Origin of the sequence: Cohnella herbarum, from assembly GCF_012849095.1 — a bacterium.
Taxonomy (GTDB): Bacteria; Bacillota; Bacilli; order Paenibacillales; family Paenibacillaceae; genus Cohnella; species Cohnella herbarum.
On record NZ_CP051680.1, the window covers coordinates 859456 to 875966 of the forward strand.

The window sequence follows — 16511 nt, forward strand, 5'->3', positions numbered from 1 at the left end:
AGGACGAGGAGAGATAGTGATGACACACATAACATCGAAAGCAATTATTGAAGAGGCGGCGGCATTCATTCGTTCTACTACGGATGTTCGCCCCGAGATCGGACTTATTCTTGGATCGGGTTTAGGCGTACTTGGGGACGAACTGGAAGATGCGGTATCGATTCCTTACGAAGATATTCCCCACTTCCCCGTGTCGACGGTCGAAGGCCATGCCGGGGAGCTGCTTATCGGTAAGCTGCAAGGGCGCAACGTCGTTCTGATGCGCGGCCGGTTCCACATGTATGAAGGATATGAACCCGAGCGGACCGCATTGCCGGTACGCGTCATGAAGGCGCTAGGCGTAAAGACGTTGCTCGTGACCAACGCCGCGGGAGGCGTGAATTTAGACTATAAGCCCGGCAATCTGATGTTGATATCCGACCATATTAATTTGACCGGACGTAATCCGTTGGTCGGACCTAACGACAATGCGCTGGGCGTTCGCTTCCCGGATATGTCCGACGCTTACAGCTCGCGACTGCGCAAAGTTGCGAAGGAGACCGCGGCGGAGTTGGGCTTCGCTGTTCAGGAAGGCGTCTATGTCGGCCTGCTTGGTCCGAACTACGAAACGCCGGCGGAAATTCGCATGCTCCGCACGTTGGGAGTCGACGCGGTGGGCATGTCAACCGTATCCGAGGTTATCGTCGCGCGGCACTCGGGAATCGAAGTTCTCGGGATTTCCTGCATCAGCAACATGGCGGCGGGCATCCTCGATCAGCCGCTTTCGCACGAGGAAGTCATGGAAACGACGGAACAGGTGAAAGAGCAGTTCTTGTCGCTCGTGTTGAACGTTATCCCGAAAATGTAGAGGGTTTGCAAAATAGGAGCTGTCCCAAGTCATCGAAAGAGGATGAGGGGCAGCTCCTTATTTGTATTTCTATTGAAAAGGGGAATTAAGAGCATGAGATCTATAATTTTAATACACGGCTCTTGAGTCCGTGAATATCGTGGTCGTGTTGAGCTGTCTTGTCCAGCAAATAGGCTACGGAATCGTTGAACCTCGTTTGTTCGATCTCTACGCGTTCCATACTCTGATTCATTGTTTGCATATCCTGTTTCATTGAGCGTATATCCTGTTTCATTGAGTGTATATCCTGTTTCATGTCATGTTGCTCGCTCAGTACTTTGCCAACCATGCCGATTAATTGTCCCATCATATCTTCGATTCTAACAAGACGTTCGTCTGACATATGAGCCCTCCTTGAATGATCTTTACTTAATATACCAAACAAGTGTTCGGATGTCAAAATGTTAATGGTATAGTCAAAGAATCGCTTGCTGTCGAATATCAGAATATTTTCAGTTTTTGTTCATGAGGGAAGAGTATTATTCTATTATGGGCTTGTTCTGCATGCGGAGAATCCGGGACCGAACGATATAAAGTCACACCACGCCGGAAATCTGGTGATCCGATGGATATCAGAGGCTCTTGTGCAACAGTAATATTACTGAGAGGATTGATGATGTGAGAGTTACTAGAGCGAGAATGAGTAAAGCAAGGGTTAGGCAAGCTAAGCAAAAGCTGGCGATTTTTGTCGCTGTAGCGTTATTTCTGCAGTTGGTGACTCAGTTGTTTGTGGCTCCGGGTTCTTATGCTGCGGGCAAACAAATCGAGGACGATCAACATCTGATTACAAGCGTTAAAATGTACGATGAAGAACCTACGTTTACCGGCGCGGTCATGAATCTGAACGGAAACAGTCTAGTATTGCCGAATCGGCCGGACGTGAACAATTTCGTGGCGGCTATTTATGACTGGGAGCTACCGGATAACCATGATTATTCGGACGGGGATACGTATACGTTTTCTCTTCCGAATGTATTTAATATTCAGAGTCCGATTACCGGGAACTTAACGGGCGGCGTCGGGACATTCGTCGTGACTACGGCCGGAACGGTCACTTTTACTTTCAATGACAGTATTAACGGACAACAAGGAATTGAGGGTAATTTCTACGTTTGGTTGAAATTCGACAAATCTAAACTAGACGGGGGCCTGGAACAAAAAATCGATTTTAGTTCAGTCCACAAGGCTGATATCGATATAAAATTCGCAAATAAGGCTAAAGACGGCCTCGAAAAAACAGGGAAAGCCAGCAAAGGTGGCTTTAATTCGGACGTCATTGATTGGACCGTCGAATTTAATCAAGCTGAAAATACGATTAATAATGCGGTACTTAACGATACTCTTCCAACGGGGTTGACGTTGCAAGGCAATATCAATATTTGCGAATTGGAAGTTCAACTGGATGGAACAGTAGAGCTTAATTCGCTAAAACCGTGCACGACCGCACCTTCATTTCCGATAAACCTAGGCAACATCGATAAAGCTTTTCGCGTGACTTACCAGACGAGCGTTCCCGCTCCGACGACGGCACCGTTCACCGGCATCCAATATACGAACAATGCGGTTCTGACCGGTACCGGAATGACGTCGCAGAGTAAAAACGCTACTGCCACGATCAGCTTTAACGAACCGCTGAACAAGAAGGACACCGCTTACGATTCCGAGAAACAAAGGATCACATGGCAGATTCAATACAACTATAATCAGCAAGCGATCGCTGCGGCTGATGCGTTAATCTTAGATAAATTCGCAACTACTAATACGGTCGACCAAAAAGTCGTCAGCGTTACGATGGCCGTATACGAAGTAGCGATCGACAGTAGCGGCCAAGGCACGCGAGGGGCTCTCGTCGATCCGAGCCAATATACCTTAACAAGCATTGGCACGGATTACGACGAAGGGTTCTCCTTGAAATTCCACGATCCGGTAACCAAGGCATACGACATCGTTTATCAAACCGAAGCGCAACAACGCATTTATGATGATGTGACGGTTACGAACACGGTTTATGGAGGCGGCATAACGAAAGAAGACGATGCCGACTACAAAGAAGTCATTTTCGATAAAAAAGTCAGTAAAGAAAACTTCCAGGCTAAAACGATCGAATGGGAGATTACAGTCAACCAAGACTTGAAGACGATGACCGACATTGTCATTGCAGACAATTACTTGGATATGCATATGGAATTACTGCCTGCTACCGTAAAGATTAACGGAGTAGATATCGCGTCCACCGATTTCTTGCTCGCTGCGGATCCGGATTACAAAACCGGCTTTAAGATTAGTTTGAAACCCGGTAAATCGATAAGCACGAAACAGGTTATTACCTTTACGACATTGTTCGATCCTAAGGCAGGTAAGCCGCTTGAAGATAAATACAAGAATACGGCGACGATAAACTGGAAAGAGAACAATGTAGCGCAAACTCCGATTACGAAGTCCGCTACGGTAACGCCGCAAAACTTTACGCTTGAGAACGGGTTTAAAAAGGGCGAATACAGCGCCAAAGATAAAACGATCACTTGGACGATCTACGTGAACTACAATTTGCATACCGTTAATCCGGCGATCATTAGCGACAAGTATACCGGAAATCAGAAATTCGTCGACGGCTCTCTAGAGGTTAAGCACTTAACGCTAAATCCAGGCAATAACTCGATAACAGAGGGTCTTTCGGTCTCGATTCCTAATGGTAAATTTACTTTGGACGCTATCAATCAGAGCTTTGTTTTGGATCTTGGTCCTATTAACTCGGCTTATCAGATTCAGTATAAAACAAGCTTAGGCGACAACTCTCCGATAGCAGGCAACTATTCCAATGATGCGAAAATGCAAAACGGAGTCGGGGGTCCGATTTTATTCAAAATGTCGGCAACAGTAACGCCTAAACACGGCGGGCAATACGTTCAAAAGTCGGGCAGCCAAGTCGGAAATACCGATATCGCCAAATGGAAAGTAACCATCAACCCGAGTCAGTCTTATATTGCCGCTGGTTCCGTTTTAACGGATACCTTATCGGCAACTACTGATAATCAATTCCTGCTGACGGATACTTTAAAGCTGTACGAAACGAATTTGCCTGCGGATAATTCCGGCAATATTCCTAAGGGAAATCCGGTAGCTGCAAGCGATTATACGCTAGCAGTGACAGGGAACACGTTTACGCTGACATTTAAGAACGACGTGAAAACCGCTTATATTCTCGAGTATGACTCTTACATTAACGCCAACAGCGGGGAAAGGCTTACCAACGACCTTAAATATCAAGGACAGTCGGTTTCGGTAGTCGGACAAGGAAATCAACAAGGGATTTTAGTTTCCTTGGCTGGAGCCGGCGGAGGTGCATCAAACGGAAGAGATAAGTTAAAGATTATCAAAGTGGATGATCTTAACCGACCGCTTCCGGGAGTTAAGTTTGAGCTCTGGAATGCTACGGGTTTAACTCTCTTAGAAACGCTGATTACGGATGCGAATGGTGAAGCTTCCACTTCCAGAAAATACAAACTTCATGATACGGATGGTTTTCCTTACAAGCTCAAAGAGATATCGGCTCCGAGCGGGTATATCCTTGATCCTGATTATGCCGCAGGAAAAATAATTGACTTCAAAGGTGCACCTTTCAACATTACGAATAAAATCATTCGTCAAGGATTCGAGCTCGTTAAGGTAGATTCGGTTGATCCATCGAAAAAGTTGAAAGACGCAGTCTTTGAATTACGCGATTCCGGCAATGCACTCATCGCTACGCTTACAACGGACAACGACGGAAGAATCGCATACGGAGATATGGCGGCCGGAAATTATACTTTGGTTGAAATCGCGGCGCCGTTGTTCTACAAGTTGGATCCAACGCCGATCTCGGTTCCGATAGTTGCGAATCAGACGCAGATTGTAGCTCTTACTCAACCGAATACATTGGGTTCCGGTGCATCGCTTGTCATTACTAAAGTTAACGCCAAAGATCATTCCGATCTGTTGAAAGGCATAGACTTCGAGCTTCGCAATGCCGCGAACGTTGTCGTCGACACGGGCACGACCGATGTAAACGGCACGTTGGAGTTTGAGAATTTGGCATACGGCTTATATACGTTAGTAGAGACGAAGGCGGATGGTTTTGTTATTGAAGTACCAGAAACCAAAGTTTCCATCCATCAGCCGACGACGCCGTTAATCATTGAAAACAAAGAAAACGATCGTTCGGTCCAGTTAACAAAGTTCAATTCAAATAAAAGTCTCGTGCTTAGCGGAGCCGTATTTGAACTAAGAGCCGAGACGTTGTTGCTTGATCTTCAAGGCAACCCGATTTACGAGGTCGTTCCGGGCATTGACGTTGCCAAGCTTACGACCGACGTCAACGGACAGTTGATCTTGAAAGATCTACCGCCTAACAAGTATCAACTGGTAGAAATTCAAGCTCCTTACGATTATCGCTTGGATCAAACGCCGGTAGCTTTCGAGATCACTAAGACCCAGACGACGGCGGTATTGGTTGAAAAAACAAACGAGAGACAGAGCTCAGGAGGAGTTTGGACACCTGAACCGACACCGACGCCAACTCCGAAACCAACGCCAAGTCCAGAGCCGACACCGACTCCGACTTCGGGACCTACGACAAGCCCAGAGCCGACACCAACTCCGGTGCCGACGATAGATCCTGAGAAACCTGTTCATCCTCCTAAGATCGAGGAAAAAACAACGAACGAAAAGCCGGTGAAAGGCGATGTCGACGTTCCGAAAGGCGGCAAAGTCGAAGTCGGCGAGAAACCGAAGCACGGAACCGTCAAAGTTACGCCGGATGGAAAATGGAAGTATACGCCCGATAAAGACTATAAAGGCAAAGATTCCTTTACCATCATCGTAACCGACAAAGACGGCAACGAAGAAGAAATCCTCGTCGACATCGACGTGGACGACGTGCCTCGAGGCGGCGTAGACCCTGACGGCAAAGCGCCGGGCAAAACGCTTCCGAAAACGGGGGAGAGCAGCTCGTTGCCGCTCCAGCTCGCGGGACTTGCTCTTGTCGCAATGGGAGTTGTCCTATTAAACCGCAAGAGAATATTCCGTATCAAGAGAGAATAGAAAATAGAAAATAGAGAATAGAAAATAGAGAGAAAAAGACTAAACCTGTCGGAATCCGGCAGGTTTTTCCTTGTCTTTCCAACGATTATTTGTTACAATTCTAGTAGTAAAGCAAGCTCGATAACGGCAAACCTGTCGAAAGGCAGCGACGCAAAGCTAGAGGGCCTTCCCTTCTCGGAGGATGGCAGCCAGCTACCGAAAGACTCGGCTTTTTTTGTTTTATTAAGAAGAATCTTCACGATAACGGCAAACCTGCTGAAAGGCAGGGACGCAAAGCTAGAGGGCCTTCCCTTTCTTGGAGGATGGCAGCCAGCTACCGAAAGGAGTTCTATCTTCTATGTTGAGAACAACAAGATTATTATTGGCAGCTCTCGTTCTGTTCGTAACCATTCCCGCGGTTGCTTTCGCGAATTCGGGAGAGAATGCCGTCACATTGGATACTTCCGAAGTGGACAAAGGGATGGTCGGGATTCGTCTTGCCAGCAAGACGAACGTTGTGACGAAAGCGAAAGTATCGAAGGGCAGCTCTAATTATATTTATACGTTGAATACCTCCAAAGACGGACAAACGGTTTGGCTTCCGCTTCAAATGGGAGACGGGGAATACGAGGTTGCCGTACTGGAGAACGTGGCGGGCAAATCCTATCGGGTGAATCTTGCGGAAAAAATTCGACTAGCCGTGACGAATGCCCCGGACGTCTTCCTGAATTCCGTTCAAAACATCGATTGGCTCACAGCGGACAAGGCTTCGGATAAAGCGAAGGAGCTAACTAAGGGCGCGGCAACGGACGAGGAAAAGGCCAAAGCGATTTACGATTACATAGTGAAAAATGTGAGTTACGACAAAGCGCTTGCCCGTACGGTCACTTCGGATTACGTTCCGGATATCGACGGAACGTTAACTTCGGGCAAAGCGATCTGCTATGGATACGCAACGCTGTATGCCTCCATGCTGCGAAGCGTGGGCATCCCCGCCAAGCTGGCAATGGGGACGACGAAGTGGGTGGATGAGTATCATGCTTGGAACGAAGTATACCTGAACGGCAAATGGGTCGTCGTCGATACGACCGTTGATGCCGGGCTGAGCAAAGGGACGAAGAAGGTTACGTTCGATAAGAAAGCCAACGACTATACGCCCGTTAAATTTTATTAAATCCTTGAATTTATAAAACCAGCCAGGATCGATTTTGATCCTGGCTGGTTTTTTTGTCGCGATTGCAAGTTTACTCTTCCGACTTGATCGCGTGCACAATTAGACGATGAGTAGGATTGACCAGCGGATCGCATGTAATCAACGTTAGCATAGCGTCGCTCTGGTTGCCATTCAGTACGGATAGATCGGTCGGTTCGACGATTTTAATCTCAGTCACGCGGTACATGACTTTGCCATCCCGCATCCGTATGTCGATCATGTCTCCGATCTCTATTTCGTCAAGCCGGTTGAAGAGGCGTCCCTTCGTGTGGGCGCGATGAGCGGCGACTGCCGCGTTGCCGATTTCGCCGAGCTGCGCCGTTTCCGTCATATGAGCCGCTCCGACCTTCATGTTTTTCGTCGTCGCTCCTTCAAGAACAGGCAATTTCAAATCGATCTTGTCGATCTCGATGATGGCGATCGTTTTATCGTCCAGAGTCTGCAAGGGTTCCTCGATAGTCGGACGTTCACTTTCTTCCTCCGTTGCGCCTTCAAGGCCGGATTGGAGCAATTCAGTGAGCCGAGCGTTTTCCGAATCGATGGAGGGTTTCGAATCGGCAGGCGCGATACTGCGTTCCAACTCTCGCACGAGTTGTTGCTGCTCACGTTCGTTTATGTACTCTCGAGCCACAGGAAATACGAACAGGACTATTCCCGCAGCGATCAATAGATAAGGAACAATTTTCACGGCGATCCTCCTGAATGTTAATAACAAATTATCACATAAACCTCTATTAGAGAAACGTTCAACTTAAAATTTTATTATATACAACTGAACAAAAACTGGACAAGATCGCCGTGGAGCGCTTCGATTGGAATATAATTCATCCCTAAAGGACAGTAACACCTACCTGAATCAGTTCGATCATGAGATGACGGGCAAAGGATATCGTCTGACGCGTTTTGCCGACGATTGAGTGGTTTTCTGCAAGACTCAGGCGTAAGCTGCAAAGGCGATATGAGATGCAAGAACGATACTTGAGTCGCTCGGACTGACGCTTCACCCGGATAAAAATAAGAGAACCCACATCAAATGGGGATCCGAGTTTCTGGGTTATAAGCTGAAACGAGGAAAGGATTGTCGCTACCGCAGGAAAAGGTGAAGAAGCAACCGAAGATCAATATTTGCCTATCCCAAAGACAAGTCAATTCAATAGTTCATGGACAGCATCCTATAGCAGAAATAAGGCAACAGCGAATTAGGCTGGTATCTTTAGATGCTTAAGGGTGTCGAATAGCGGCTTTTTCTCCATGGCTTACTGGTACGCATAGACTATGATTTGCACGAAGTACTTTGTTGAATTCGGCACACCATATCCCCAAGGCTGAGATGTTTGTCGTTATTCATCCAGTCCAGATCAAGCCGAAAACTAACAACTGGATCGCGGAATTCGCGAAAAATATCGATTTACGGTGAAAATGTTTAGAAAATGTTCAGATCACCTTGATAAAATGTGAAAATGGTTATTTTGTTGGATGTTAAGTTTTCATTAATGGGTCTAAGGAACCATTCAATATAGTGACTTGTAATAATAGCAGCAGAAGGAGTTCCTAGTTATGGAAAAACCAAAAAAGCCTATTTTTCGAAAAATGGGAATGAAGATTGTCGCACTCTCTCTGGCCATGACCATGTTTACCGCTTGCGGTCTTCTCGGTGGCGCCGATGGGGACGGAAAGAATGTAACGGAGACGAAGGAAGTTCGTATCGTCCGGTATGACGGACCGATGAGCAAAGTTTATCCTTTCGTTTACACGGCAAAGAAGAAATTGTCCCTCACCTTTAACGGAATGGCAGACAGCGATACGATGGGACGTTTGCTGGACGAACTGGACAAATACGGTATCAAGGCTACGTTTTTCGTTCCGGGAATGCGGGTCGCGGAAGAGCCGGACATCGCGAAGTCCATCGTGTCGAGAGGACACGAGATCGAGAACAATACACTTAACCGCCTGGATATGACGAAGCTGAGCTACGAGCAAATCTATAAAGAAATCCAATTAAGCAACGAAATCATCAAGAAAGAAACTGGAATTTCGACTAAATATGTCAGAACGCGATCGGGCGATTATACGGATGACATTCGGCTTGCTGCGGCTCATGCCGGGATGGAAGCCGTAGTCGTGTACAGCTTGTTCCTGCGTAATTGGCAAGGTGAGAACAATATAGAGAAAGAGTTGTACATTAGGAAGTATATTACCCGTGGCGGCATTATTACGCTCGATACGGAGGATAATGGTGAGTTGCTCAAGGAAATACCGGTCATCGCCAAAGCCGCAATGGACGTCGGATATGATTTTATCCCATTGAGCGACTTGATCGCCCAAGGCGGCGTAAGGAAGCCGCTGGACCAAATCGAAGGATACGATGTCGTAAAAATGAATCCGGATTACCAGAATGCGAAATACAACTTGATTTACGATGCGGTGACCGATGAAAAAATGATCACATTGACTTTCGACGACTGGGGAACTGACTATACGATTACGAAAATATTGGATATTTTGGCTGAACATGATGTCAAAGCCACGTTCTTCATTCGCGCAAAAGGATTGGAAGCCAATCCGAACTTGGCGCGGGCGATGATCGAGGAAGGCCATGAAGTGGCCAATCACTCGTATGACCATCCTGTCGTAACGAATCTTACGCCGGAGCAATTGCAGGAGGACGTGGTTAAAGCCTATCAAGTGATCACGGAAGCGATCCAGCAGAAGCCGACGATGCTGTTTCGTCCTCCGACGGGCGAGATCGACGATAAGTCCGCGAAAATCATTTCCGCGACCGGATATCCCGATATCGCGCTGTATGACGTAACGACTTTCGACTGGGACAAGAACATAAGCGCGGAAGATATCGTGAACATAATCATGGAGAAAACCGAAAACGGGAGCGTTATTTTGCTTCACATGCTCGATGACACTCATACGATTGAAGCATTACCGACGGTGATCGAACGTTTGAAGAAAAAAGGTTATAAATTCGTTAAGATGGCGGAAATGATCGGATTGAAGGAATAGAGGGAAATGGGAGAGATTAACATGGGAGTGTATGAGGAGATCGTCGACAGAATGCAGTCGATCGCGGTCATCGGACTAGGCTATGTCGGTCTGCCGCTTACGATCGCCTTCGCTAAGCGGGTGAATGTCATCGGTTTCGACTTGAGCGAGAAGAAAATCGAAGGCTATCGGAACGGAATTGATGCGACAGGCGACGTAGGGAATGCGGCAATCAGAAATAGCACGGCGATTTTTACGTATGACGAGTCCGAGTTGGAACGTGCGAGCTTTTTTATTATCGCCGTACCGACGCCGATCCAGAGCGGGAACATCCCGGACCTGCAGTACGTCGAGAGCGCGAGCCGGCTCGTTGGCCGGAAGCTTCGCAAGGATGCCATTGTCGTCTTCGAATCGACCGTTTATCCGGGAGTGACGGAGGAAGTGTGCGTCCCCATTCTGGAAGCCGAATCGGGTATGCGTTGCGGGAAGGATTTCAAGATCGGCTATTCACCCGAACGGATTAATCCGGGAGATAAAGTGCGCCGGCTGGAAAACATCGTGAAGATCGTTGCGGGTATGGACGGGGAAACGCTCGATACGATAGCCAAAGTATACGAATTGATTATCGAAGCCGGCGTGTACAAGGCCGAAAGCATAAAAGTCGCCGAAGCCGCCAAGGTGATCGAGAACGCGCAGCGCGACATCAACATCGCATTCATGAACGAGCTTTCGATGTTGTTTAATCAAATGGGAATTCCAACGAAGGCGGTGCTGGAAGCCGCAGCGACCAAATGGAATTTTCTGAACTTCAAGCCCGGCCTCGTAGGAGGGCATTGCATCGGTATCGATCCTTATTATTTGACTTACAAAGCCGAAGATACCGGGTACCGCTCCCGGATTATTCTCGCAGGTCGTCATATTAATGACGGCATGGGCAAATACGTCGCGCAGAATATCATCAAAATGCTTGTCAAGCTTAAGATTGACATCGGTCATGCGAGAATCGGCTTTCTCGGTTTAGCATACAAGGAAGATTGCTCGGATATCCGCAATACGAAGGTGACCGACATTATACAAGAATTGAACGACTATGCCATTACGCCGTTGATAGCCGATCCGTTGGTAGACAGGAATCACGTTTACGAGGAATACGGAATCGAATTGACGAACATGGGCGACATGAAGGATCTGAACGTCGTCGTTGTAGCCGTGCCCCATCAACGTTTCGCTTCGATGGACGTTTGCGACTTCGAGGCGATGTTCATCCCGGACTCAACGAAAGTATTAGTAGACATTAAAGGCGTTTACTCAAAGTCGGATTTCGAGAATAACGGCTATCATTATTGGAGCTTATGAAGAACGGATTAGCGGATTGGAGATTATCAGGTGTTATATAAAAAAAAGAAACGGATCGAAGAAGTGCTGACGGTTCCGAGAGAGGACAGGCGTACGTTATCCCATGTCCCGGATCCGGAACGAATTCGCGCTTCGGTCGACCGGAGAGGAATTAAAGGCGATCAGTCGAGCTTAAACGATCGGGACTCCGATCATCTCGAGAAGATGAGGTTGCTAAGTTTGCGTTACGTAGCGGATTTCGAGGTTCTGCTCGTAGCCCCGGGGAAAAGAAAGAAGCAAGGCGTCAAGGGCCGATCTGTGGATATATCTTCGACTGGCATTCTGATCGAACTCGATTCGGATAACGACGCGTTTCAAATCGGAGACAAGGTAAACATTCGCTTCCGGCTTCCTCCGGGCACGATGCCTGAAGGCTTCGAGTCGGGCGTACATACGCATGCGCAGGTCGTTCGATCGTTCACCAGGGAGCAAGACGGCCGACTGCGGCTGATGCTTGCTTTTGAATTCGTGAAGCCTCTGACGGAATATTTCCAGAGGAAACGCTGGGGTTACTCGGTATACATGGCCAGCGGTATGCTGTTCATCGCGGCCGGATTCGTGATGCTCATGCGGGTAGAAAGCGTCATTTATTTCAAGTATAACTACTTGCTATACTTATACAGCTTAATCGCCGCCGCCTTTTTGCTGTCGCGTTATATGTTCGGCGCATTGTACAGAGATGTACCAATTAATGCCGAATATACGCCGGGGGTGTCGATCATTATTCCTTGTTTTAACGAGGAAGAGTGGATCCACAGGACTATACTTAGTTGCGTCAATCAGGATTATCCGGTCGATAAACTCGAAATCATCGTCGTCGACGACCGATCGACCGACAATTCCGCGGAGCGGATTTCCCAAGTGATCGAGTTAATTCATAAAGAAGCCGAGAGGTTTGGGACCAAGGAAAGAGTCAAAATGCACGTCTTACCGGAGAACGGAGGCAAACGCGTAGCTTTGGTAAAGGGAGTGAAGATGGCTAAGCACGATCTGGTCGTATTCGTCGATTCCGACAGTTTCCTGGAACCGTCCGCGATCAAGCACCTCGTTCAGCCTTTCCAAGATCCGAAGATGGGCGGCGTAGCCGGGCGAACGGACGTGGAGAACAAATACACGAACTCCATCACGAAGCTTCAGACGGTTCGATATTACATCGCCTTCCGTATTATGAAAGCGGCTGAATCTTGGTTCGACAGCGTGACATGCTTATCCGGACCATTGTCCTGTTACCGCAAGGATCTGATCGTCAAACATACCGATGCGTGGCTGAACCAGAAATTTCTAGGTCAACCGGCAACATTCGGCGACGATCGAAGCATGACCAACTTTATTCTGAAAACTCATCGCACGGGTTATCAGGACAAGGCAATCTGTTCCACGATCGTGCCGTCGAACATGGGTGTATTCCTGAAGCAGCAGATGCGGTGGAAGCGCTCGTGGCTGAGGGAGTCGTTGCGTGCGAGCGCGTTTATTTGGCGTAAAGAGCCTTTCATGGCCCTCTTCTTCCTCATCGGGTTGATTGTGCCAATAGCCGCTCCTGTCATCGTGTTGTACAACCTCGTTTATGTGCCGCTTTTTCACAACGTTTTTCCGGGTACGTTCCTGATGGGGTTGTTGTTGATGGCTATGCTCATGAGTCTCGCGCATTTGCTGTTTCGCAAAAGCAAACTGTGGGTGTTCGGTCTCGTTTTTTGTGTGTTCTATGAATTCGTACTGCTGTGGCAAATGCCCGTCGCGTGGGTCACCTTCTGGAAGTCGACTTGGGGAACAAGGGAAACGCCGCAGGATATCGAAGCGAAGAATAAGAAAGAGGCTCGGAAGCAAAAAAACAAAGAGAGAATCGGCTTGCCGTTCTGATTAGCGGTTGATTGAATTCAGGAATAAGGAGAGGCAGAAATGTGGATCAGGAAAAAAAGTTCTGCCCTTGACTACAGAAAGAAAAATCGCGTCAAAGTTGCGAAGACGATCATCCAGTTCTCGGTACTGCTTCTCGTCGGCTTCGTTTTGTTCCATGCACTGGTGGACGTGGAAAAATATACGGAACCGAATCGGCAGAAGTGGAGCAATGATAAAGGCTTCGTCGCCTTGTCCTATTTCGGAGTCAGCCGTTCGGGCACTCCGAAGCTGATCGCGAAGAAACAATTGGACAAGCAACTCAAGGCGCTTAAGGATCAAGGGTATGTCACGATCTCACAGCAAGACGTTCTGGACTTTTACCATAAAGGAAAGAAACTTCCGGACAAGGCGCTGTTCTTGTCTTTCGAGGACGGTCGCAACGATTCCGGCTTGTTCTCCCAGCCGTTGCTCGAAAAATACAATTTTAAAGCGACGTTTCTTTCCTATGCGAATAAAATGGGCAATAGCGACCGCAAGTTCCTTCAGCCATCGGATATGAAGAAAATGATGAAAAACGGTTACTGGGAATTAGGAAGCAATGGCTATCGTCTTACTTATATTAATATTGTCGACAGCGCGAACAATTTCATAGGCGTGAAAGACGAGAACGAATTAAAGAATAAAATAAAAATCGATTACTACAACCATTATTTAATGGATTTCATCCGGGATGCCGACATGATCCCGACCGAAGATCGGAGTCAGATGGAGAAGCGGATCTCAGCAGACTACAAGCTGATGGAGGAAATCTATACGGACAGGCTCGGCTTCGTACCGAATGTCTATATGATTATGCACGCGAACGCTTTGAACGAAGGAAAGAACCGGCTTGTATCGGATGCGAACAACGTCAACATTCAACGAATTTTCAAAATGCACTATAATCGGGAAGGTGTATCGTTTAACGGCAAGGATAACGACGTTTATGATCTGACCCGGGTTCAACCGGCTCCGTATTGGTACACGAACCATTTGCTAATGAAAATACAGAAGGACACCGGACAGGAGATGAATTTTTTGGCCGGTGACTCAGACCGTGCGGATGATTGGATCGCTATTCGGGGAGCGGCCGAATTTCTCGATAACCGAATCGCGCTTACGTCCGAACCTTCAAGAAGCGGGTTTCTCGCGTTGAAAGAAAGCGACAATTACCGGGACGTAGAGATCACGGCCGACTTGGCCGGGAACGTCGTCGGTAGGCAGTCGATCTATGCTAGGCACGATAGCCGGAAGGATTCGTTTATCCGCGTATCCCTTGATAACAACATTCTGACTGTCGAACAGAAGAAACCCGGACAAGCGATCGAAAAACTGCTAGAATCGGAATTGGACGAGATCGACTGGAAAGATACCGACCTCGCCTTGAATAAGGCGACAGTCTATTCGAAAACGCAAACGTCGCAAGTGGATTTGACCGAGGAAAGCCAGTACCCCGTAAATATCGCGAATAAGAGGAAAGTCGGCATTTCCTTGCGGGGGAACGACATGAAAGTTTTGATTGATGGCCAAGAGATGCCGATCGACCGCGATATCGATGCTTCAATCGACAAGGGTATGATTGCGATCGAGTCGGAATTTAACAAACAGAGTGAAAAGGACGATATCTACGACGGGGTGTTTGACGATTTCAAGGTAGTCTTGCAGAAGCAGGATGGACAAAGAGGCGAAACGCTCTATAGCAATTCTTTTGAGGGACTGGAGAAGTGGCTCAGTTCAGCGAAGCGAGGGCTCGATTCCACCGTCGATTGGATGATCGAAACGTTCTAAATAGCTAATAGGAGTGAGACGCATGAAAATCGCTGAATCTCATCCGCGTAGACGCGTTGCCGTTCTTTCCACGGTCATCGCCGCGATCATGCTGTATTTATTTATTCAAGACGTTTTCGGTGCTGTTAAGAAGCAAGAGGAGACCGAAATAATAACGGAAAGGTCCGCATGGCTTGCAGATTGGCGCTGGGAGGCTGGGACGAACGACTTGGAGGTCGTTGCCGGAGGGCTGACGAGTTTGCAGGTATTTGCCGCATATTTCGATGAGTCCGATTCTCTATTGCTTACCGACAAATTCCGCGAAGCAATGCCCAGAATCAAACAGTTGGCTGAGCAGAATGAATTGAACGACCTTTATTTGACTGTAGTTAACGACATCAAATATCCTAATGACACCGATTCGCAGAAAAATACTTCGCTAGTGACGAGATTGGTTGCCGACTGGGAAAGCCGTAGCCGACATATCGACGAAATCATTGCCGCGTTGGAAACTTTTGGATTTACGGGGGCGGAGCTCGACTACGAGAAAATAGCAGAAGAAGATTGGCCCAAATTCGCTCAATTTATTCACGAACTCGATTACCGGTTACAGAAGAAGGGCAAATCTCTGAGAGTCGTATTGGAGCCGCGGGCGCCAATCGAACGGATCAAGCTTCCGAAAGGTCCCGCTTATGTTATGATGGCCTATAATTTATACGGTGGTCATAGTGGACCCGGACCGAAAGCGGACGCCGCATTTATCAGGAAGCATGCGACAAGAATGAAAAAAGTTCCTGGAAATTCGTATATCGCTTTATCGAGTGGAGGATTTGATTGGCATTCCGGGACGGGTAAAGCTGTCGGAATCACGGAAAAGCAAGCATCCGAGCTTGCGACGAGAAGCGAATCGACTCCCGAGAGGGACAAAGCGAGCGGTAGTTTGCACTTCGAATACAATGATTCAGATAATGTGAAGCACACGGTATGGTATGCGGACGGAACGACTTTATCGCAATGGATCGATGCGGCGAAGGCAAAGGGCATACAAAATATCGCGATATGGCGACTTGACGAGCTTGGTTCGGAGTCGTTGGAACAGCTGCGAATCCAACCCGGTTATAAGATCGAATAGTATTTCTCAAATGAGGTGGAGCAGGAGGGTTATTCCTGCTCCGCCTCATTTTGATTTCTGCAGATTGCTTTCTACAGCCGAATGAGAGCAAGCGAATTCCCGACTGGAATATTTTCCATATTGAAAGGACAAACTATAGGGAAGAAAATACTTGGCCGTTTATCGGCCGTAGGAGGGGGAGCCAATTTTGG

Annotated in this window: 10 protein-coding genes and 2 riboswitches; of the genes, 8 read left to right on the forward strand and 2 right to left on the reverse strand. The window is 47.7% G+C overall.

What is annotated here, in order from left to right; genetic code table 11:
• The first annotated feature begins 19 nt into the window (after nt 1–19).
• On the forward strand, nt 20–847 hold the full coding sequence (locus tag HH215_RS03525; RefSeq protein ID WP_169278643.1) for a purine-nucleoside phosphorylase: 828 nt from the start codon (nt 20–22) through the stop codon (nt 845–847).
• A 100-nt stretch (nt 848–947) separates the two neighbouring features.
• On the opposite strand, the gene HH215_RS03530 is transcribed toward HH215_RS03525, so the two are convergent.
• Nucleotides 948–1229 (reverse strand): hypothetical protein, encoded by a 282-nt coding sequence (locus HH215_RS03530; RefSeq protein ID WP_169278644.1) that lies wholly within the window; start codon nt 1227–1229, stop codon nt 948–950.
• 275 nt (nt 1230–1504) lie between these two features.
• On the opposite strand from HH215_RS03530, the gene HH215_RS03535 reads away from it, so the two are divergent.
• A complete protein-coding gene (locus tag HH215_RS03535; RefSeq protein WP_169278645.1) occupies nt 1505–5965 on the forward strand; it encodes a collagen binding domain-containing protein in 4461 nt (1486 codons plus the stop codon).
• Between the two features lie 115 nt (nt 5966–6080).
• A riboswitch (cyclic di-GMP riboswitch) is annotated at nt 6081–6165 on the forward strand.
• Between the two features lie 35 nt (nt 6166–6200).
• A riboswitch (cyclic di-GMP riboswitch) is annotated at nt 6201–6286 on the forward strand.
• Between the two features lie 16 nt (nt 6287–6302).
• Nucleotides 6303–7118 carry a transglutaminase-like domain-containing protein gene (locus tag HH215_RS03540; protein ID WP_169278646.1) on the forward strand — a complete coding sequence of 272 codons (816 nt, stop codon included), beginning with the start codon at nt 6303–6305 and terminating at the stop codon, nt 7116–7118.
• A gap of 70 nt (nt 7119–7188) precedes the next feature.
• On the opposite strand, the gene HH215_RS03545 is transcribed toward HH215_RS03540, so the two are convergent.
• Nucleotides 7189–7845 (reverse strand): class D sortase, encoded by a 657-nt coding sequence (locus tag HH215_RS03545; protein WP_169278647.1) that lies wholly within the window; start codon nt 7843–7845, stop codon nt 7189–7191.
• Nucleotides 7846–8714: 869 nt separating this feature from the next.
• On the opposite strand from HH215_RS03545, the gene HH215_RS03550 reads away from it, so the two are divergent.
• The 5 genes from HH215_RS03550 to HH215_RS03570 are packed head-to-tail and all read left to right on the forward strand — an operon-like array spanning nt 8715 to nt 16320.
• Nucleotides 8715–10172: a polysaccharide deacetylase family protein gene (locus HH215_RS03550; protein WP_169278648.1), complete on the forward strand. Its 1458-nt coding sequence runs from the start codon at nt 8715–8717 to the stop codon at nt 10170–10172.
• 21 nt (nt 10173–10193) lie between these two features.
• The gene (locus HH215_RS03555; RefSeq protein ID WP_169278649.1) at nt 10194–11507 is read left to right on the forward strand and encodes a nucleotide sugar dehydrogenase; all 1314 of its coding nucleotides are present in this window, start codon (nt 10194–10196) and stop codon (nt 11505–11507) included.
• A gap of 30 nt (nt 11508–11537) precedes the next feature.
• On the forward strand, nt 11538–13403 hold the full coding sequence (locus tag HH215_RS03560; RefSeq protein WP_169278650.1) for a glycosyltransferase: 1866 nt from the start codon (nt 11538–11540) through the stop codon (nt 13401–13403).
• Between the two features lie 39 nt (nt 13404–13442).
• A complete protein-coding gene (locus tag HH215_RS03565; protein WP_169278651.1) occupies nt 13443–15209 on the forward strand; it encodes a polysaccharide deacetylase family protein in 1767 nt (588 codons plus the stop codon).
• Nucleotides 15210–15231: 22 nt separating this feature from the next.
• Complete coding sequence (locus HH215_RS03570; protein WP_169278652.1) at nt 15232–16320, forward strand: glycosyl hydrolase family 18 protein; 1089 nt, start codon at nt 15232–15234, stop codon at nt 16318–16320.
• The last annotated feature ends 191 nt before the right edge of the window (nt 16321–16511 follow it).